Genomic DNA, 18,519 nt, shown 5'->3' with positions numbered 1-18,519 from the left:
AAATCCTGTGTTCGATAGTGCTTTCTGGCTTATTTTCCTCGGCGTTTTTGTCGTGCTGGCGCTCTATGTCATTGGCCTCTATAACCAGCTGGTGAGTTTGCGCAACCGCTTCAAAAACGCGTTCAGCCAGATTGAAGTGCAGCTTAAACGGCGCCACGACCTGATCCCCAACCTGGTGGAAACCGCCAAGGCTTACATGACCCACGAGCGCGGCACGCTGGTCGCCGTTACCGAAGCGCGCAATATCGCTGCCAGCTGCCTCAAGGCCGCTGCGGCAGAGCCCGGCAGCGCGCCCTCGATGGCGCAATTGGGCAAAAACGAAGGCCGGCTCAACGTCGCCATGGATAACCTCAACGTGACACTTGAGGAGTATCCGGACCTGTATGCATCGGAAACGATGATGCAACTGAGTGACGAGATGACCCACACCGAAGACCGCATCGCTTATGCACGCCAGTTCTTCAACGACTCGGTGATGGAATACAACATCTTCCGACAGAAATTCCCCACCCTACTGTTGGCTCCAACTTTCGGCCATGGCACAGACGCAGCCCTCCTGGAGTTTGACGACAGCGAACAGATCCAACGGGCGCCTACCGTCTCATTCACCTGATTCCAGCCACGGACGGCCACATGAACTTTTTTGAACATCAGGCGCGCGCCCGACGCAACGCCACTTATCGCATGCTGCTGACGATCGGCATCCTGCTGACCCCAGCGATACTGTGGACCTACGTTTCGTCACTGATATTCGGTGAAGTTCATTGGTACGACCCCCTGGCAGTATGTGGGGTGATGCTGCCTTTCGTTGCCGCAGGTTATTGGTATCAAATCCGCAAACTCAAGGGCGGCGGCAGCGCAATAGCCGAGAAATTGGGCGCGGTCCTGATCAGCGATCAACCCGATGAGGATGACCGCTGGGTGCTGGATATCGTCGAAGAAATGGCTATCGCCTCCGGCAACCCGGTACCTGCGGTTTATCTGCTGGACACTGATGGCGTGAATGCCTTTGCTGCCGGGCGAACGCCACAGGATTCGGTCATCGCCGTGACCCTTGGCGCCTTCTACATCCTTAATTATGAAGAAATGCGCGCAGTCATTGCTGAGCTGTTCAGCCAGATTCAAAACAACGACATGCGAGTTGATGCACAAATGACAGGCGTCTACTCAGGCATAGCCTGTCTGGCGCTCCTGTTGGGCCTGGCGGGCGGCTATACACTCATCATCGGACTCGGCTGGGCTTACCTCGTGTTTCTGGCCATGTCGCGTGTCATCCGCGAGCGCAAGTACCTGGCCGACGCCGCGGCGGCGCAATTCACCCGTAACCCGCTGAGCGTAGCGAGCGCCCTGAAGAAAATTGGCGGGTATGAATACGGGTCAGTGATTGGGTGCCGCGAGTCGGAAGATTTCCTTCAGATGTATTTTGCAGCCCCGTTCGAAGAACTCGGCAAGCGCTGGGTCGCTCCTCACCCGCCACTCGAAAAACGTATTTGGCGCCTGGACCCCGATTGGGACGGCGAATACCCCGATGTTCCACCGCTGGAATCCTTGATGGGCGATGACGAACAGGCCGATGAAAACCTGCGTCGGTGGGAAGTGCTGGGCGCCGTTGGGGCGGCTGTCAGTGCAACCCACCAAACCGGTGAGGAACCTAACGCGTGGGACCTGTACCTGGCCAGGGTCGCGCTCGACAGCGTCTGCGATGTGGTCATCGCGGCCGCACGCCACCCGGATAGTGCCCGGGCGCTGATCTACCGGTTGCTGCTGTCTGATGACGCACCGTCACGCGAACATCAGGAGAGTCAGTTGCAGGGGTGCCCTGACCAGGAGATTCTCCACCACATGCAGGCATTGAAAGGCCCCACGGCGAATCTGGATCGCTACCTGCGCCTGCCTCTGATCGACCTTTGCGTTGCGGCGCTCAAACAGCTGACGCCGGCGCAGTACAAGGTATTGACCGACACCATAATGATCCTCTGCTCAGTTGATGCCAAAACCATTCTCACGGGCTGGGCCCTGGTGCAAATCCTCAATGCTCGTGTGCCTGGCAGGCGCCAGCTTCTGGGGCTATACGCACTCTCTCAACGCGAGAGCGACGTCACACTTCTGCTCGGACTTTTCGCCGCCATGGGTCACAGAAGCGACTCGCAGGCGGAGCTGGCTTACTACCGCGCCTGCGATGTGCTGCCCTTTTACACGGCGCCAATGGACGACCTCGACGAAGAGGACACCCTCAAGAGCCTTGATAAGCGCCTTACACGTTTGCGGCAACTCAAAAGCGAAGAAAAAGAAACCTTGATGGATGCCATCGCGGTCTGTATCGAAACCGACGGCCACATCACCCCCGAAGAAATCGAGCTAATGCGCGCGATGGCCGACGCACTCGACTGCCCTATGCCGGAGGGGCTGGAAACTCCCTCGTTTGAAACCGTCGACGCTGAGCTGTTGCCCGCATGAAATAAATCCTGTAATTTTTCATGAAATTATTCGACATAAATTTCATGAATCAACAAGACGAACTTCAGACCCTGGCCGTGCTGATCCACGACCTGCGCAAGCACAAGAAGCTCACCCTCGCCCAGCTCGCGCAGAAGATCGAACGTTCGGTGGGCTTTGTGTCGCAGGTCGAGCGCGGCCTGTCACGGCCCACCGTGGCCGACCTCACCGCCATCAGCCACGCCCTCGACGTGCCCACCACCTACTTCTACAGCTTACCCAAGCCCAAAGCGGTGGGTTGGGTCACGCGGCCCAACGAACGGCGCACGGTGTATTACGCCAACGGCATCACTGACATTCTCGTCTCGCCGAGCATGAACGGCGCCTTCTCGATGCTTGACAGCCTGTTGGCACCCGGCGCCAACAGCGGCGAGCAAACCATGAGCGACCGCGCCGAACAGGCCGGTTTTGTGCTCGAAGGTGAATTGACGTTGTGGGTGGAAGGCGAAGCCGACTCCGTGACGCTCTGCGCCGGCGACAGCTTCCACCTGGCCAGTTTCGCCCACTGCCGCTACGCCAACCTGACCGACCTGCCCGCCCGCGTGCTGTGGGTTTACAACTAGGAGCAACACCCGTGAAAAGCCATTCCTCCACGTTGCTGGCCGAAGTACGGACCTTTCGCCAGAACCACCCCGACGTGCGATATGTCGACCTGATCGCCCTGGACATTCCCGGGCATTTTTACGGCAAGCGCTACCCGGTGGAAATGCTCGAAAAAGTCGCCGCCGGCAGCCCTCTGAAGCTGCCGCAAAACGCCGTGCTGTTGGGGGCTCAGGGCGGGCTGTTCAAGATCGGCGACTATTGCTTCAACGACGGCGACCCGGATGCCAATCGCCGTCTGGTGCCGGGCACGTTGAAGCCGGTGAGCTGGGAGTCGCAACCTTTGGGGCAGATGCTGATCACCTCTGACGGCACCGAGGCGCCAATCGAATTCGAACCGCGCGAAGTGCTGGCCAAGGTGCTGGAGCGCTTGCAGCACAAGGGCATTCACCCGGTGGTGGCGTTCGAGCTGGAGTTCTACCTGTTCGACAAAAAACTCGACAACGGCTTTCCGCAATTTGCCCGCGACCCACTGAGCGAGGATGCCGACGACCAGCCCAACCTGCATATCGAGCGCCTGACGCGCTTCGGTGACGTGCTTGACGACATGGCGCAAACCGCCAAAGACCAGGGCATTGATATCACGGTGATCACCGCCGAGATCGGCCCTGGCCAGTTCGAGATCAATTTCGGTCACCTCGACGACGGCCTGCGCGCCGCTGACTGGGCCGCCCTGTTCTGCCGCAGCACGCGCGGCGTGGCGCTCAAGCATGGTTACCGCGCCAGCTTCATGGCCAAACCCTACCTGCAATACCCCGGCAGCGGCATGCACGTGCATGTCAGCCTGTATGATGGCGCGGGCAACAACCTGCTCGCCGCGCACCAGCAGCAACCCTTGCGCCACGCCGTGGCCGGTTGCCTGGAGTTACTGCCCCACTGCATGCCGATTTTCTCGCCGAATCACAATGCGTTCCGCCGTCTGGGCGGCACCGTCAACGCCGCCACCCGCGCCAGCTGGGGCTTTGAAGACCGTGATGCTTGCGTGCGCATCCCTGAGTCCGACCCGCGCAACCTGCGCATCGAACACCGTCTGGCGAGTGCCGACGCCAACCCGTATCTGGTGCTGGCGGCGATTCTCGTCGGCCTGGAGCATGGTCTTGAAGCCAAGCGCGAACCGATCCCACCGTTGAATGAAGACCGCAACAGCGGCACTGACTTTCCCGTGGACATGCTCGACGCCGTGCGCGCCATGAGGCACCAGCCGGTATTACGCGATAAGCTGGGCGGCGAATTTGTCGACGTGTACTGCGAGAACAAACGGCAGGATCACTTGGCCTTCCAGCAAGAGATCCATGCGCGGGAATATCGCTGGTTTCTTTAACGCCTCCTGGACTCACCGATGACCGACCAAAGCGCCCCGGCCCTCAAGGAAATCTTCAACGTCGAACGCCTGCAACACATCGCCACCGAAATGACGGCGGTGTACCCGGCATTCGACGCCAAGGGTTTTCTCAAACACGCCAAGGCCGGGCTGGCCGAGTTGTCGGTGATGCAGCGCATGGCACGGGTCAGCGAGAGCCTGCACGCGGTAATGCCGCTGGACTACCCGAACACCCTCACGCTGCTTTACGCCCTCGCGCCGCGTTTGAACAGCGCATTTGTCAGCCTGTTCCTGCCGCACTACGTGGCGAGTTATGGCCGCGATGATTTCAAGCGCTCGATGGCTGCACTCAAGCATTTCACCACCTTTGGTTCCGCCGAATTCGCCATCCGCCATTTCCTGCTGCATGACTTCAAACGCACCCTGGCAGTGATGCAGGACTGGTCGCTGGATGCCAACGAACATGTGCGCCGCCTCGCCAGCGAAGGCTCGCGGCCACGGCTGCCGTGGTCATTTCGCCTCGCCCAAGTGCAGGCCGACCCGCAACTGTGCGCGACGATCCTCGATAATCTCAAGGCCGACAGCAGCCTGTACGTGCGCAAGTCGGTGGCCAACCACCTCAATGACATCACCAAGGATGACCCGGACTGGGTGCTGAGCCTGATCGAGGGCTGGTCGCTGGATAACCCGCACACCGCCTGGATCGCCCGGCATGCGCTGCGCAGCCTGATCAAGCAAGGCAACACCCGCGCGCTGACGATCATGGGCGCCGGGGCCAGGGCCGAGGTGAAGATTCATCACCTGCAAGTTACGCCAGCGGTGATCAACCTGGGCGAGCGGATCAGCGTCTCCTTCACCCTCGAGTCAACCGCCGCCACCGCGCAAAAACTGGTGGTGGACTACGCCATCGACTACGTCAAAAGCGCCGGGCACAGCGCCGCCAAAGTCTTCAAGCTCAAGACCTACAGCCTCGATGCAGGTGAGCACCACAGCATTCGCCGCGAGCAACACATCCGCGAACTGACCACGCGCAAGCACTATCCCGGCACGCATCGGGTGCATGTGATGGTGAACGGGGAGCGATTAGGCAGTGCAGCATTCCAATTGCGGGACTGACGATAGCCATCGCCCCCGATCAACCACTGGCTTGCAGCTGGAAGTATCCACCCAAACTAAAGCCTGTCGCCCCCCCGCTCCTGTGGCGAGCGGGCTTGCCCCGCGGTGGGCTGCGTAGCGGCCCCAAAACCAGCCCCCATGGAGTGCCAGAAACACCGCATTCTTCTCTACTGGGGCTGCTACGCAGCCCAACGCGGGGCAAGCCCGCTCGCCACAACAGGCCTGTTCACAAGGGGTTTGAGTGTTGAGCCAAGGCCTGTAGAGACCGATGGTTATCGCACGCACACCAGCGTCTACACGTTTAATTCGGTTTCTCGCCGAGCAGCAACCCTTGCTCGCGCGCGCACAGCTCCACCACGTAATCCCACAACACCCGCAGCCGCACCGACTTGTGCAACTCCCTGCGCGAACTGATCCAGTAGCTGCGCGATATCCCCTCCCCCGGCAGCAACGGCACCAGGTCCGCATCACTCGCCGCCATAAAGCACGGCAACACCGCGATGCCCAACCCCGAACGCGCGGCCTGGTGCTGAGCAATCACGCTGGTGCTGTGGAACACCACCCGAGGGTTACGACAAAAGCTGCTGAGGAATTTCAGCTCCTGGCTGAACAGCAAGTCATCCACGTAATCGATCCAGGCATGGGCAGCGAGGTCTTCGCGTTTTTCAATCGGCGGGTTACGGTCCAAATAGGCGCGGCTGGCGTAGAGCGCGAGGCGGTAATCGGTGAGTTTGCGGGTGACGAGTTGGTCGACGCTCGGGCGCTCCAGGTGGATGCTGATTTCCGCTTCGCGGTTGAGGATGCTCACAAAGCGCGGCACGGCCAGCAGTTCTACTTCCAGGCCCGGATAGCGCTCGAATAGCCCGCCCATGCGACTGGCAAGGAACATCACCCCCAAACCTTCGGCCACACCCAAGCGAATCTTGCCCAGTGGCGCGGCAGAATGGGTGAGTTCGTCCTCGGCCAGCAAGGCGACGTTTTCCATGGCTTCGGCGTGTTTAAGCAGGGCTTCGCCAGCTGGGGTCAGTTCATAGCCCTGGGCGTGCTGCACAAACAGCGCGGTACCCAGGCTTTTCTCGATAGCCTCGATATGCCGCGCCACGGTGGCGTGGGTGGTTTTCAGGCGCTGCGCGGCAGTGAGCAAGCGGCCGCTGCGCTGCAACTCCAGAAAATACCGCAGGTCATTCCAGTCGAACATGCCGCCTCCCTCCCTAAGACATCACTCTTTCCAACGCCCTGCCCCATAACGGTGGCACCTGAGCTCGCTCGCCACAGAAAACCTCACACACTTCAATATCTGGAGGGTGCTGTTTAAAAACGCACAGCAGCTGGGTAAAAACTAACATTTTTAAGACGAAAACTAACAACTAGGATGGGGCCAATAAGAAAAACAAGCGAGACCCCAGATGCCCATTGCAGCTGCTGATTACGATTACGTGGTAGTAGGCGCCGGCCCCGCGGGCTGCCTGCTGGCCAATCGACTGTCCGCCAACCCTGCCCATCGCGTGCTGCTGCTCGAAGCCGGTGGCCGCGACAACTACCCCTGGATCCATATCCCCGTCGGTTACCTGTTCTGCATCGGTAACCCGCGCACCGACTGGTGCTTCAAGACCGAAGCCCAGGAAGGCCTGCAAGGCCGAGCGCTGAGTTACCCGCGCGGCAAGGTGCTCGGCGGTTGCTCCTCCATCAACGGCATGATCTATATGCGCGGCCAGGCCCGGGATTACGATGGCTGGGCGGCCGAAGGCAATGCAGGTTGGGCCTGGAAAGACGTGTTGCCGCTGTTCAAACACAGCGAGAACCATTTTGCCGGTGAGTCGGAGTTTCACAGCGACGGCGGCGAATGGCGCGTAGAACAACAGCGCCTGCACTGGCCGATCCTGGACGCCTTTCGTGACGCCGCGGCGCAAAGTGGTATCGCGCCGATCAGCGACTTCAACCAGGGCGATAACGAAGGCTGCGGCTACTTTCAGGTCAATCAGAAGGCCGGCGTGCGCTGGAACGCGGCGAAAGCGTTTCTCAAGCCGATCCGCCAGCGGCCCAACCTCACGGTGCTGACTGAAGTCGACGTCGACCGCGTACTGCTCGACAACGGCCGTGCGTCAGCGGTGGTCGGGCGTCAGCAAGGCCAGCCAGTGACGTGGAAGGCGCGCAAGGAAATCGTGCTGTGCGCAGGCTCCGTGGGTTCGCCAGGCATTCTGCAACGCTCGGGAATCGGCCCGGCCAGCGTGCTCAAACCCTTGGGCATTAATGTGCTGCACGAACTGCCTGGGGTTGGCGGCAACTTGCAGGATCACCTGCAATTGCGGCTGATCTACAAACTGGAAAACGCACGCACGCTGAACCAGGTTGCCGGGACGATGCTCGGTAAAATGGGCATGGGCCTGCGCTACCTGTATGACCGCAGTGGCCCGTTATCGATGGCGCCCAGCCAGCTCGGCGCATTTGCCCGTTCAAGCCCGGAACAGACCTCGGCCAACCTTGAATACCACGTGCAGCCGCTGTCCCTGGAACGCTTTGGCGAACCGCTCCACGCGTTCCCGGCGTTTACCGCATCGGTCTGCGACCTGCGCCCACAGAGCCGTGGGCGTGTTGATATCCGCTCGGCCAACCCCGCAGATGCGCCGCTGATAAGGCCAAACTACCTCAGCCACCCGGAAGATCTGCGGGTAGCCGCCGACGCCATCCGCCTGACGCGACGCATTGTTGCCGCGCCAGCCTTGAGCGCGTTCAAACCGGTGGAATACCTGCCCGGTGATTCACTGCAAACCGAAGAGCAACTGCACGAAGCCGCTGCGCGCATCGGCACCACGATCTTCCATCCGGTGGGCACGTGCCGCATGGGCGACGACAAGGACGCCGTGGTCGACGCGCAACTGCGTGTGCGCGGCGTACCTGGCCTGCGCATAGCCGATGCCTCGGTGATGCCGCGCATTACGTCCGGTAACACCTGCTCACCTACACTGATGATTGCCGAGAAAGCCGCGCACTTGATCCTGTCGCCGAACACAAGGAATCTTGCCCCCGAGAGAGAAGTGGTTCATGCAATCTGAATAGCGGCGCCACACCCGGCGCCGACAGTGGAACAACAATAAATAATCACTGTGAGGGATACCCGATGTCAGAACACGCTCAACCCCTGGGCTCAGCGATTAACGCGAGCACCAGCAGCGAATCAAGGAAAGTCATCTTCGCCTCCTCCCTCGGGACGGTGTTCGAGTGGTATGACTTTTTCCTCTACGGCGCCCTGGCGGCGGTGATCAGCAAACAGTTCTTTGCCGGGGTCAACGACACCACGGCGTTCATCTTCGCCTTGATGGCCTTTGCTGCCGGCTTTGTGGTGCGGCCATTCGGCGCGCTGGTGTTCGGCCGCCTGGGCGACATGATCGGGCGCAAATACACCTTCCTGGTGACCATCATTCTGATGGGCGTCGCAACCTTCTGCGTCGGCCTGTTGCCCACTTACGCCAGCATCGGCATTGCCGCACCGATCATCCTGATTGTGCTGCGCATGCTGCAAGGCCTGGCGCTGGGCGGCGAGTACGGCGGCGCCGCCACTTATGTGGCCGAGCATGCACCGGCGGGCAAGCGGGGTTTTCACACCAGCTGGATTCAGTCCACCGCGACCCTCGGCCTGCTGCTGTCACTGTTGGTGGTGTTGGCCTGCCGCTACTTCACCGGCGACCAGTTTGAAGTGTGGGGCTGGCGGATTCCGTTCCTGTTTTCCATCGTGCTGCTGGGCATTTCCACCTGGATCCGCATGAGCCTGCACGAGTCGCCGGCGTTTCTGAAAATGAAAGAGGAAGGCAAGGCGAGCAAGGCGCCGATCCGCGACTCCTTCGGCAAATGGGAAAACCTCAAAATCGTGCTGATCGCGCTGTTCAGCATCAACGGCGGCCAGGCGGTAACCTTCTACGCGGCGCAGTTTTACGTGCTGTTCTTCCTCACACAATTTTTGAAAATGGACCCGGCCCTGGCCAACGTGCTGTTGATCATCAGCGTGGTCATTGGCGCCCCGTTCTTCGTATTTTTTGGCTGGCTGTCGGACAAGGTCGGGCGTAAACCCGTGCTGATGCTCGGCCTGTTGCTGGCCACTGTGTTGTACTTCCCGATCTTCAAAAGCCTGGCGCACTACACCAACCCGGCGATGGACCAGGCCACCCATCAGGCGCCCATTACCGTGCTGGCTGACCCGGCCACGTGCACCTTCCAGTTCGACCCGGTGGGCAAGGCGAAATTTGACAGCCCGTGCGACAAGGTCAAGACCTTCCTGGTCAAGCAGGGCCTGCCGTATACCAGCGCTGCCGCCCCAGCGGGCAGCCCGGTGCAGGTGAGCGTGGGTGATGTGCAGATCGACGGTTACGACGAAGCTGCGCTGCGCGGCGCCGTGACGCTGGCCGGTTACCCGTCCTCGGCCGATGTGGCTCAGGTGAACAAGGTGATGGTGGTGGTGCTGATCGTGGCATTGATACTCATCGCGGCGATGTGCTACGGCCCGTTGGCGGCGTTGATGGTGGAGTTGTTCCCGACGCGCATCCGCTACACCTCGATGTCGCTGCCCTACCACATCGGTAACGGCTGGTTTGGCGGGTTCCTGCCGACAGTGTCGTTTGCCCTGGTGGTGTACACCGGCGATATCTTCTATGGCTTGTGGTACCCGGTGGTAGTGACCGGGGTGAGCCTGATTGTCGGGCTGTTCTTCCTCAAAGAAACCCGGCAGGTGGATATCGACAACAACTGACCGGCGCTGCCCCCACCTGTCCTGGGTGGGGGCTCACACAAATTGCTGTATATCCATCCAGATAATGGTTGATCAAATCCCTTCTTTTGCCCATCCTGCTCTGCATTCAACTGTGTAACGAATGGGCTGAGCATGCGGCTGTACCTCTGTGAAAAACCCTCCCAGGCCAAGGATATCGCGGCCGTGCTCGGCGCCAGCCGACGCGGCGACGGTTGCTGGGTGGGAAACGGGGTCACCGTCACCTGGTGCATCGGCCACCTGCTGGAAACCGCCCCGCCAGACGCCTACGACGCCAAATACAAACGCTGGGTACTGGCCGACCTGCCGATCGTCCCGGAAAAATGGAAGATGCAGGTCAAGCCCAAAACGGCCAGCCAATACAAGGCGGTCAAGCGCCTGCTGGGGGAAGCCCAGGAATTGGTGATCGCCACCGATGCCGACCGCGAGGGCGAAATGATCGCCCGGGAGTTGGTCGAGCATTGCCGTTATCGCGGGCCAATTCAGCGGCTGTGGCTCTCGGCGCTGGATGAAGCCTCCATCCGCAAGGCCCTGGCCGCACTCAAACCCGGTGCCGAAACCTTCAACCTGTACCACTCCGCACTCGGCCGTTCCCGCGCGGATTGGCTGATCGGCATGAACATGAGCCGCCTGTTTACCCTGCTCGGGCGACAGTCCGGGTACCAGGGCGTACTGCCGGTGGGCCGGGTGCAAACCCCGACCTTGCGATTGGTGGTAGACCGCGATCGCAGCATCGCCGACTTTGTGCCTGTGGCTTACTGGGCGATTGATGTAGACCTGAGCCACGAACGCATGACCTTCACCGCCCAATGGCGCGCGGCCGAGGATGCCTGTGATGACCAGGGCCGCTGCCTCAACCCGCAGCTCGCCCGCGACGCAGCCGATGGGATGCGCAACGCAGCCACCGCTCGGCTGGTAAAACTGCGCACTGAACGCATGCGCGAAGTGGCGCCCCTGCCCTTCGACCTCGGCACCTTGCAGGAGATCTGCTCGAAGAAGCTCGGCCTGGGCGCTCAGGAAACGCTCGATATCGCCCAGTCGCTCTACGAAACCCACAAGGCCATCACCTACCCGCGCAGCGACTGCGGTTACTTGCCCGTGAGCCAACACAGCGACGCGCCGAAAATCCTCGCCGCGCTGGGCCGAGCGGACTCAGCGGTGAACGAGCTGATGCCCCATATCGATGCCCAGCGCCGCTCACGAGCGTGGAACGACGCCAAGGTCAGCGCACACCACGGCATCATTCCGACTGGCGCCGGCAAGGAGGTCAGCCAGCTCACCGGCAAGCATCGCGCGGTGTATACGCTGATTCGGGCGCGCTATCTGGCGCAGTTCCTGCCCAACCATGAGTACGACCGCACCCAGGCCGATTTCGATTGCGCAGGACAAGCACTGCGCGCGGTAGGCAAAGTGGTGATCGAAGCGGGCTGGAAACGCGCATTGCCCGAAGCACTGGCACCGGCCAAGGGGCGTGAAGCGCCAGCGCCGCAAGCGTTGCCGATGTTGGTGCAAGGCCAGGATTACGCCGTTGCCAGGGTTAATCTCAAAGACCTGTGGACCCAGCCGCCGAAGCCCTTCACCGAAGGCGACCTGATCAAGGCAATGAAAAATGTGGCCAAGCTGGTGGAAGACCCTCTGCTCAAGCAAAAGCTCAAAGACACCACCGGCATTGGCACCGAAGCCACCCGCGCCGGGATCATCCAGGGTTTGTTGGACCGTGGTTATCTGGTGAAAAACGCCAAGGCATTGTCGGCAACCCCGGCAGCGTTCAGTTTGATCGATGCTGTGCCTCGCGCCATCGCCGACCCAGGCACCACCGCCATCTGGGAACAGGCGCTGGACATGGTGCAAAGCGGTGAAATGAGCCTGGAAGAATTTGTCGCCAAACAGGCGGCGTGGATGAGCAAACAAGTGGCACGCTGCAACGGCATGCGCATGACCATTACCGGCCCCGCCAGCCCGGCAGGTCGGGGTGCCGCGCCGTGGAAAAAGAAACGCAACAGCGCGCCACGCAAGACGGCAGCGGCCCCCAAGCGTGGCAAAAAACCGACAAGTGCGGGGTAAACATCGAAAAAACCCGGTGAATGACGTTTTTCGACGGGTTTAACGCCGCTTTGGACCTTGCTCCGGCGCAGGCCGTCTAGGATTCTGTAGGGGACCCGCTGACTTCCTAACAACAACACCGGAGTGGCCGCCATGAAAACCGTTGCACAAGTGCTCAAATCCAAGGACCAGAAAAACCAGGACGTGCATACCATCCAATGGGACCACACCGTGTTTGAAGCGCTGGTTCGGATGTCGGAGAAAAACGTCGGGGCCTTGCCGGTCGTCAAGGAAGGCGCGGTGGTCGGGATCATCAGCGAACGGGATTACGCCAGAAAACTGATACTCAAAGGCCTTTCGTCGGTTACCACGCGTGTCGATGAAGTGATGAGCTCTCCAGTGATAACCGTCGATTCGCATAAAAGTGTCGATGAATGCATGAACATCATGACCGACAGTCACCTGCGTCACTTGCCCGTGGTAGAAGAGGGTCAACTGCTGGGCCTGCTGTCCATCGGCGACCTGGTGAAAGAAGCAATCGCCGAGCAGGCAAACCTGATCAAACAGCTGGAGCAATACATTCGCGGCGAATAGGGGAACCCATGCTCGACACGCTGGAACATCAAGAGGAACACCTCGACACCCTGCACCGGGCCATGGCCGAACGGCGCTTCCTGGTGTTGACCGGTGCAGGGATCAGCACATCGTCGGGCATCCCCGACTATCGCGACAGCGAAGGCGTGCGCCGGGGCAAGGCGCCGATGATGTACCAGGAGTTTCTGGCCACCCCGCAAGCACGGCGCCGCTATTGGGCGCGGGCGATGCTGGGCTGGCCAAGGGTGCGTATTGCCCAACCGAACCCGGCCCATCTGGCGCTGGCGACACTGCAGGCACGTGGGCGCATCACCGGACTCATTACGCAAAACGTCGACACTTTGCATGATCAGGCAGGCAGCCATGATGTGATCGAGTTGCATGGCAGCTTGCATCGGGTGCTGTGCCTGGATTGCCTGCAGCGCAGCACGCGCGACCTGATCCAGCGAGTGATGGAGGATCAGAACCCCTACCTGGCGGGTGTCGATGCCGTACAGGCGCCCGACGGCGATACGCTGCTCGATCCGACATTTGAAGAGCGCTTCCAGGTCCCCCACTGCCCGCATTGCAACGGCCAACGGCTGAAACCGGATGTGGTGTTCTTTGGCGAGAACGTCGCTCAAGCTACGGCGGCCAAGGCAATGGCAGCGGTAGAACATGCCGAGGGATTGCTGGTAGTAGGCTCTTCACTGATGGCCTATTCGGCTTTTCGCCTGTGCAAAGCGATGGTTGAGCAAGGCAAACCGGTGATCGCCATCAACCTCGGCAAGACGCGCGGGGATGAGCTGTTGCGCGTGAAGATCGAGGCATCGTGCGAGCGATTGCTGCCCTTACTCGTCGAAAGATTGCATTAACGCAAACAACGCAAATCAAACTGTGGAAGCTCGCTTGCCTGCTTCCACAAGTGTTTTGTGTCGGATGTGCGATCTCGACAATCAGACCGTCCACTCCAAAAAATGACGCTCAAGTCACGTTTTCCGGCATTCTCCCGCACCCACGACGATTTATGTAGTGCTTAAAAAATATCACTACATAATCGTTGACGTAATCTTTTTGACCTTGCATTATCGAGACGTCTCCCGGATCGGGAGCGTTGGTAACAAGCGTTTTGAAAGAGCTCGTCTGACCGCCGAGCTGTTTTTTCCGGATGTGCACTGCCCACAAGGCAGATTGATGAAGCAGACCGACCCGCAAGGCTCGGTACAAGGGGCTCAATCGCTGCTTGTCTTCGCTAATGAAATCATTACGTAGCCGCTCATCAACAAGACTACATGCATCAGGTTCAAGACCCTGCCCGTACTCGGCAGACCGTTACTGACGCCCGGCTTTCACAACCGGAGACAACTTAGCAGTACTAACGAATCAACTGATAGATCGCCAACTGGTCAAGGGGCTTACACATGAATCTGAACAACCAACCCACTATCGATGAATTGGCTGAGATGTTCGCAGCGCAGAAAGACACTCTCGACGACCATGTCCTGTGGATTGGCAAATCGGGCGAAGTGCAACTTGACTGCCTGGCACCCAATACCGAGGAAGCCGAATTTGACCGCAATAACCGTGAGCTGGCAGCGCGCCTGAAGGTGTACCGTCGTGGCCAGGGTTATGTCGGCAAGAAGGCTGCGGCTGATCGCAACTTTATCGAACAGGTCTTTCACACACTTAATAACGAGTGGCAGCACCTCAATGGCCAGTCGCGCGTAAAAGTGATTGATAGATACTGCTGATAACACAGCATTAAACATTTAAGCCCGCTCGCTTATTCGAGCGGGCTTTTTAATATCCAATCCTGATTAAACTTATAACAAAGCCGGAAACCGGCCCTTACTCGCTTCATCGCGAAAAATATCAAACAACACCTGCGCCGCTGCCGACAGTTCATGCCCCGGTTTGGTCAGCACGCCAATCGGCCGCTCGATCACCGGATCGCTCAGCGTGATGCAATGGGCACCCGCCTCCTCCATCTGCCGCGCGCACAATGCGGGTACGGCGCTGACACCCAGGCCACAGGCAACCATCTTCCCCACCGTCGCCAATTGATGACTTTCCAACGCTACCGGCAATTTCATCTGCAGGGCACTCAAGTGCTCCTCCAGCATCACCCGCACCGTAGACGGCCGTTGCAAGGTAATGAACGGTTGCTCCAACAGGGTCTTCCAGTCGATTTGCGCGCGGTGTGCCAAAGGCGAATCACCCGGCACTACGGCGATAAACCGGTCTACATATAGAGGCGTGAATGCCAGAGAGGAACCATCGGACGGCTCGAATGCAACGCCCAGCTCCACTTGGCGGTCACGGACCATCTCCATAACCTGCTCGTTGATCAAGTCATGCACCGTCACGTTCACCTGCGGGTAACGTGCGCGGAATATTTTGAGGATCGGCGGCAGCAAATTGCCCGCAAACGACGGCATCGCCGCCACGGTCACCCGCCCGCGTTGAAGGGTAAATCGCTGACGCAATTCGTCTTCAGCGTTATCCCAATCAGCGATCAATCGCCGTGCGAGTGGCAACAGGGATTCCCCTTCGGGCGTCAGTGCGACGTTACGCGTGTTGCGGCTGAACAGGCGCCCGCCCAACCCCTCCTCCAAGCCTTTAATGGTCAAGCTCAACGCCGACTGAGAGAGGTGCAAGCGCTCGCAAGCCGCGGCAAAACTCAGGCTCTGGGCCACGGCCAGAAAGGCCCGCATCTGTTTGACGGTCATGGCGCAACTCCGAAGGGCGTATCGACTATGCTGTTTTTTAAATCAATCAACCTTAAAAAACAACTTAACAAATCAATCCGTCAGCGCAACACTCAGGTCACTGGCTGGACCACACACAAAAAAAAGAGGTGCATATGGCAGGTTTCGATAAACGCGTGGCGTCCTATGAAGAAGCGCTGGCAGGCCTGGAAGACGGCATGACCGTACTCTCCGGTGGTTTTGGCCTGTGTGGCATTCCGGAAAACCTCATCGCCGAGATCAAGCGCAAAGGCACCCGCGACCTGACCGTGGTTTCCAACAACTGCGGCGTGGACGGTTTCGGCCTCGGCGTGCTGCTGGAAGAAAAGCAAATCAGCAAAGTGATCGCGTCCTATGTCGGTGAAAACGCCCTGTTCGAGAAGCAACTGCTCAGCGGCGAAATCGAAGTGGTGCTCACCCCTCAAGGCACGCTCGCAGAGAAAATGCGCGCAGGCGGTGCCGGCATCCCGGCCTTCTTCACCGCCACCGGCGTTGGCACTCCAGTTGCCGAGGGCAAGGAGACCCGCGAATTCAATGGCCGCCCTTACCTGATGGAAGAGTCCATCACCGGCGACTTCGCCATCGTCAAAGGCTGGAAAGCCGATCATTTTGGCAACGTCATCTATCGCCACACCGCCCAAAACTTCAACCCGCTGGCCGCCACCGCCGGCAAGATCACCGTGGTCGAAGTCGAAGAAATCGTTGAACCGGGCGAGCTGGACCCGGCGCATATCCACACCCCTGGGATCTACGTCGACCGGGTCATTTGCGGCACGTTCGAGAAGCGCATCGAACAGCGCACCGTGCGCAAATAACCCGCCTCCAGCTCGAATAATAAGGACACATAACATGGCTCTTACCCGCGAACAAATGGCTCAACGCGTCGCCCGCGAAATGCAGGACGGGTTCTACGTCAACCTTGGCATCGGCATTCCGACCCTGGTAGCCAACTACATCCCCGAAGGCATGGAAGTGATGCTGCAGTCGGAAAACGGCCTGCTCGGTATGGGCCCGTTTCCTACCGAAGAAACCATTGATGCCGACATGATCAACGCCGGCAAGCAGACCGTAACGGCCCGCATCGGCGCCTCGATCTTCTCTTCCGCCGAATCCTTCGCAATGATTCGCGGCGGCCACGTCGACCTCACGGTACTCGGCGCGTTTGAAGTGGACGTACAAGGCAACATCGCCTCATGGATGATTCCCGGCAAGCTGGTGAAGGGTATGGGCGGCGCCATGGACCTGGTGGCGGGTGCGGAAAACATCATCGTGATCATGACCCACGCGTCCAAGGACGGTGAGTCCAAGTTGCTCAGCCAATGCAGCCTGCCGCTGACCGGCGCCCATTGCATCAAGCGCGTATTGACTGACCTTGCGTACCTGGAAATTGAAAATGGCGCTTTTGTCCTCAAGGAACGCGCACCTGGCGTCAGCGTTGAAGAGATTGTGAGCAAGACCGCCGGTAAACTGATCGTCCCGGACCACGTTCCAGAAATGCACTTCCAGTGAGGACAGATTCCATGCAAGACGTCGTGATTGTTGCTGCCACCCGCACCGCCGTGGGCAGCTTCCAGGGTTCGCTGGCGAATATTCCGGCACCGGAGCTGGGCGCGGCCGTGATCCGTCGCCTGTTGGAGCAAACCGGCCTGGACCCGGCTCAAGTCGATGAAGTCATCCTCGGCCAGGTGCTCACCGCTGGCAGTGGCCAAAACCCGGCACGCCAGGCGTCGATTCTCGCCGGCCTGCCCCACGCCGTGCCCGCCATGACCCTGAACAAGGTCTGCGGCTCGGGCCTCAAGGCGCTGCACCTCGGCGCTCAAGCTATTCGTTGCGGTGACGCCGACGTCATCATCGCCGGCGGCATGGAAAACATGAGCCTGGCCCCCTACGTGTTGCCTGCGGCGCGCACCGGCTTGCGCATGGGCCACGCCAAGATGATCGACAGCATGATCACCGACGGCCTGTGGGATGCGTTCAACGACTATCACATGGGCATCACCGCCGAAAACCTGGTGGACAAATACGGCATCAGCCGCGAGGCCCAGGACACATTTGCCGCCGCCTCCCAGCAAAAAGCCGCGGCGGCTATCGAGGCCGGACGTTTTGCCGATGAGATCACGCCGATCCTGATTCCCCAACGCAAAGGCGACCCGGTGGCCTTCAGCGTCGACGAACAGCCGCGCGCTGGCACCACCGCCGAATCATTGGCCAAGCTCAAACCCGCGTTCAAAAAAGACGGCAGCGTCACCGCCGGCAATGCTTCCAGCCTCAATGACGGCGCTGCTGCCGTGCTGCTGATGAGCGCCGATAAGGCCAAGGCACTTGGCCTGCCAGTGCTCGCCCGCATCGCCAGCTATGCCAATGCGGGCGTCGACCCTGCGATCATGGGCATTGGCCCAGTCTCGGCGACCCGTCGCTGCCTGGACAAAGCCGGTTGGAGCCTGGGCGACCTGGACCTGATCGAAGCCAACGAAGCCTTCGCCGCGCAAGCCCTGGCAGTGGGCAAAGAGCTTGAGTGGGACGCCGAGAAGGTCAACGTCAACGGCGGCGCCATTGCCATCGGCCACCCGATCGGCGCTTCAGGCTGCCGCGTGCTGGTGACCCTGCTGCATGAAATGATCAAGCGAGATGCCAAAAAAGGCTTGGCGACCTTGTGCATCGGTGGCGGCCAAGGCGTGGCCCTCGCCCTCGAACGCAGCTGATTCAACGAGCAACATGGAAAAGGCCCGGTTCCACGAAAACCGGGCCTTTTCTTTGCGCGCGCTACCAGAATAAACGCAGTCCAAATGTGGGAGCGGGGGGGGGGGGGCGGGGAGGGGGGGTGGGGGGGGGGGGGGTGGGTGCAGGAACCCACACCCGCACAC

16 protein-coding genes are annotated in these 18,519 nt (G+C 60.0%); 14 read left to right on the top strand and 2 right to left on the bottom strand.

Going from position 1 to position 18,519, the window contains the following annotated elements; genetic code table 11:
- Positions 1–7 precede the first annotated feature (7 nt).
- The 5 genes from ACP7A2_RS15795 to ACP7A2_RS15775 are packed head-to-tail and all read left to right on the top strand — an operon-like array spanning position 8 to position 5,533.
- Entirely contained in the window at positions 8–613 is a 606-nt protein-coding gene (locus tag ACP7A2_RS15795) for a LemA family protein (protein ID WP_348055373.1), read from the top strand.
- Between the two features lie 20 nt (positions 614–633).
- Positions 634–2,457, top strand: a complete 1,824-nt coding sequence (locus ACP7A2_RS15790; protein ID WP_426134956.1) for a M48 family metalloprotease — start codon at positions 634–636, stop codon at positions 2,455–2,457.
- 44 nt (positions 2,458–2,501) lie between these two features.
- Positions 2,502–3,059 (top strand): helix-turn-helix domain-containing protein, encoded by a 558-nt coding sequence (locus ACP7A2_RS15785; protein ID WP_426134955.1) that lies wholly within the window; start codon positions 2,502–2,504, stop codon positions 3,057–3,059.
- Between the two features lie 11 nt (positions 3,060–3,070).
- Complete coding sequence (locus ACP7A2_RS15780; RefSeq protein WP_426134954.1) at positions 3,071–4,417, top strand: glutamine synthetase family protein; 1,347 nt, start codon at positions 3,071–3,073, stop codon at positions 4,415–4,417.
- Positions 4,418–4,435: 18 nt separating this feature from the next.
- The gene (locus tag ACP7A2_RS15775; RefSeq protein WP_426134953.1) at positions 4,436–5,533 is read left to right on the top strand and encodes a DNA alkylation repair protein; all 1,098 of its coding nucleotides are present in this window, start codon (positions 4,436–4,438) and stop codon (positions 5,531–5,533) included.
- A 301-nt stretch (positions 5,534–5,834) separates the two neighbouring features.
- Here the strand turns inward: ACP7A2_RS15775 and ACP7A2_RS15770 are convergent, their stop codons facing one another.
- Positions 5,835–6,731 carry a LysR family transcriptional regulator gene (locus tag ACP7A2_RS15770; RefSeq protein WP_426134952.1) on the bottom strand — a complete coding sequence of 299 codons (897 nt, stop codon included), beginning with the start codon at positions 6,729–6,731 and terminating at the stop codon, positions 5,835–5,837.
- Between the two features lie 208 nt (positions 6,732–6,939).
- On the opposite strand from ACP7A2_RS15770, the gene ACP7A2_RS15765 reads away from it, so the two are divergent.
- The 6 genes from ACP7A2_RS15765 (at position 6,940) to ACP7A2_RS15740 (ending at position 14,659) form a co-directional block, all read left to right on the top strand.
- Positions 6,940–8,586, top strand: coding sequence for a GMC family oxidoreductase (locus ACP7A2_RS15765; protein WP_426134951.1), 1,647 nt, complete (start codon positions 6,940–6,942; stop codon positions 8,584–8,586).
- A 65-nt stretch (positions 8,587–8,651) separates the two neighbouring features.
- The gene (locus ACP7A2_RS15760; protein WP_426134950.1) at positions 8,652–10,274 is read left to right on the top strand and encodes an MFS transporter; all 1,623 of its coding nucleotides are present in this window, start codon (positions 8,652–8,654) and stop codon (positions 10,272–10,274) included.
- Between the two features lie 132 nt (positions 10,275–10,406).
- Entirely contained in the window at positions 10,407–12,356 is a 1,950-nt protein-coding gene (locus ACP7A2_RS15755) for a DNA topoisomerase III (RefSeq protein WP_426134949.1), read from the top strand.
- Positions 12,357–12,488: 132 nt separating this feature from the next.
- On the top strand, positions 12,489–12,929 hold the full coding sequence (locus ACP7A2_RS15750) for a CBS domain-containing protein (protein WP_426134948.1): 441 nt from the start codon (positions 12,489–12,491) through the stop codon (positions 12,927–12,929).
- 8 nt (positions 12,930–12,937) lie between these two features.
- On the top strand, positions 12,938–13,783 hold the full coding sequence (locus tag ACP7A2_RS15745) for an NAD-dependent protein deacetylase (RefSeq protein ID WP_426134947.1): 846 nt from the start codon (positions 12,938–12,940) through the stop codon (positions 13,781–13,783).
- A gap of 546 nt (positions 13,784–14,329) precedes the next feature.
- Positions 14,330–14,659, top strand: coding sequence for a hypothetical protein (locus ACP7A2_RS15740; RefSeq protein ID WP_078741804.1), 330 nt, complete (start codon positions 14,330–14,332; stop codon positions 14,657–14,659).
- A 72-nt stretch (positions 14,660–14,731) separates the two neighbouring features.
- On the opposite strand, the gene ACP7A2_RS15735 is transcribed toward ACP7A2_RS15740, so the two are convergent.
- Positions 14,732–15,637, bottom strand: coding sequence for a LysR substrate-binding domain-containing protein (locus ACP7A2_RS15735; RefSeq protein WP_426134946.1), 906 nt, complete (start codon positions 15,635–15,637; stop codon positions 14,732–14,734).
- A 134-nt stretch (positions 15,638–15,771) separates the two neighbouring features.
- Here ACP7A2_RS15735 and ACP7A2_RS15730 point away from each other — a divergent pair, with 134 nt between their 5' ends.
- Genes ACP7A2_RS15730 through ACP7A2_RS15720 form a run of 3 tightly spaced genes read left to right on the top strand, consistent with a single transcriptional unit; the run spans position 15,772 to position 18,357 of the window.
- Positions 15,772–16,470 (top strand): CoA transferase subunit A, encoded by a 699-nt coding sequence (locus ACP7A2_RS15730; RefSeq protein WP_017135012.1) that lies wholly within the window; start codon positions 15,772–15,774, stop codon positions 16,468–16,470.
- 34 nt (positions 16,471–16,504) lie between these two features.
- Positions 16,505–17,164 carry a CoA transferase subunit B gene (locus ACP7A2_RS15725; protein WP_010211320.1) on the top strand — a complete coding sequence of 220 codons (660 nt, stop codon included), beginning with the start codon at positions 16,505–16,507 and terminating at the stop codon, positions 17,162–17,164.
- An 11-nt stretch (positions 17,165–17,175) separates the two neighbouring features.
- The gene (locus tag ACP7A2_RS15720) at positions 17,176–18,357 is read left to right on the top strand and encodes an acetyl-CoA C-acetyltransferase (RefSeq protein ID WP_426134945.1); all 1,182 of its coding nucleotides are present in this window, start codon (positions 17,176–17,178) and stop codon (positions 18,355–18,357) included.
- Positions 18,358–18,519: the final 162 nt, after the last annotated feature.

The sequence above is a fragment of the Pseudomonas sp. PWP3-1b2 genome (genome assembly GCF_049896045.1).
Classification (GTDB): domain Bacteria; phylum Pseudomonadota; class Gammaproteobacteria; order Pseudomonadales; family Pseudomonadaceae; genus Aquipseudomonas; species Aquipseudomonas antarctica_B.
Note: the sequence above shows the minus strand (reverse complement) of the source record. Positions and strands in the feature narration are given on the sequence as shown.

Coding starts and splice junctions, on each gene's coding strand:
- ACP7A2_RS15755 (WP_426134949.1), top strand. CDS start 10,407: ATGCGGCTGTACCTCTGTGAAAAACCCTCCCAGGCCAAGGATATCGCG.
- ACP7A2_RS15740 (WP_078741804.1), top strand. CDS start 14,330: ATGAATCTGAACAACCAACCCACTATCGATGAATTGGCTGAGATGTTC.
- ACP7A2_RS15770 (WP_426134952.1), bottom strand. CDS start 6,731: ATGTTCGACTGGAATGACCTGCGGTATTTTCTGGAGTTGCAGCGCAGC.
- ACP7A2_RS15725 (WP_010211320.1), top strand. CDS start 16,505: ATGGCTCTTACCCGCGAACAAATGGCTCAACGCGTCGCCCGCGAAATG.
- ACP7A2_RS15745 (WP_426134947.1), top strand. CDS start 12,938: ATGCTCGACACGCTGGAACATCAAGAGGAACACCTCGACACCCTGCAC.
- ACP7A2_RS15790 (WP_426134956.1), top strand. CDS start 634: ATGAACTTTTTTGAACATCAGGCGCGCGCCCGACGCAACGCCACTTAT.
- ACP7A2_RS15785 (WP_426134955.1), top strand. CDS start 2,502: ATGAATCAACAAGACGAACTTCAGACCCTGGCCGTGCTGATCCACGAC.
- ACP7A2_RS15775 (WP_426134953.1), top strand. CDS start 4,436: ATGACCGACCAAAGCGCCCCGGCCCTCAAGGAAATCTTCAACGTCGAA.
- ACP7A2_RS15760 (WP_426134950.1), top strand. CDS start 8,652: ATGTCAGAACACGCTCAACCCCTGGGCTCAGCGATTAACGCGAGCACC.
- ACP7A2_RS15735 (WP_426134946.1), bottom strand. CDS start 15,637: ATGACCGTCAAACAGATGCGGGCCTTTCTGGCCGTGGCCCAGAGCCTG.
- ACP7A2_RS15730 (WP_017135012.1), top strand. CDS start 15,772: ATGGCAGGTTTCGATAAACGCGTGGCGTCCTATGAAGAAGCGCTGGCA.
- ACP7A2_RS15750 (WP_426134948.1), top strand. CDS start 12,489: ATGAAAACCGTTGCACAAGTGCTCAAATCCAAGGACCAGAAAAACCAG.
- ACP7A2_RS15720 (WP_426134945.1), top strand. CDS start 17,176: ATGCAAGACGTCGTGATTGTTGCTGCCACCCGCACCGCCGTGGGCAGC.
- ACP7A2_RS15765 (WP_426134951.1), top strand. CDS start 6,940: ATGCCCATTGCAGCTGCTGATTACGATTACGTGGTAGTAGGCGCCGGC.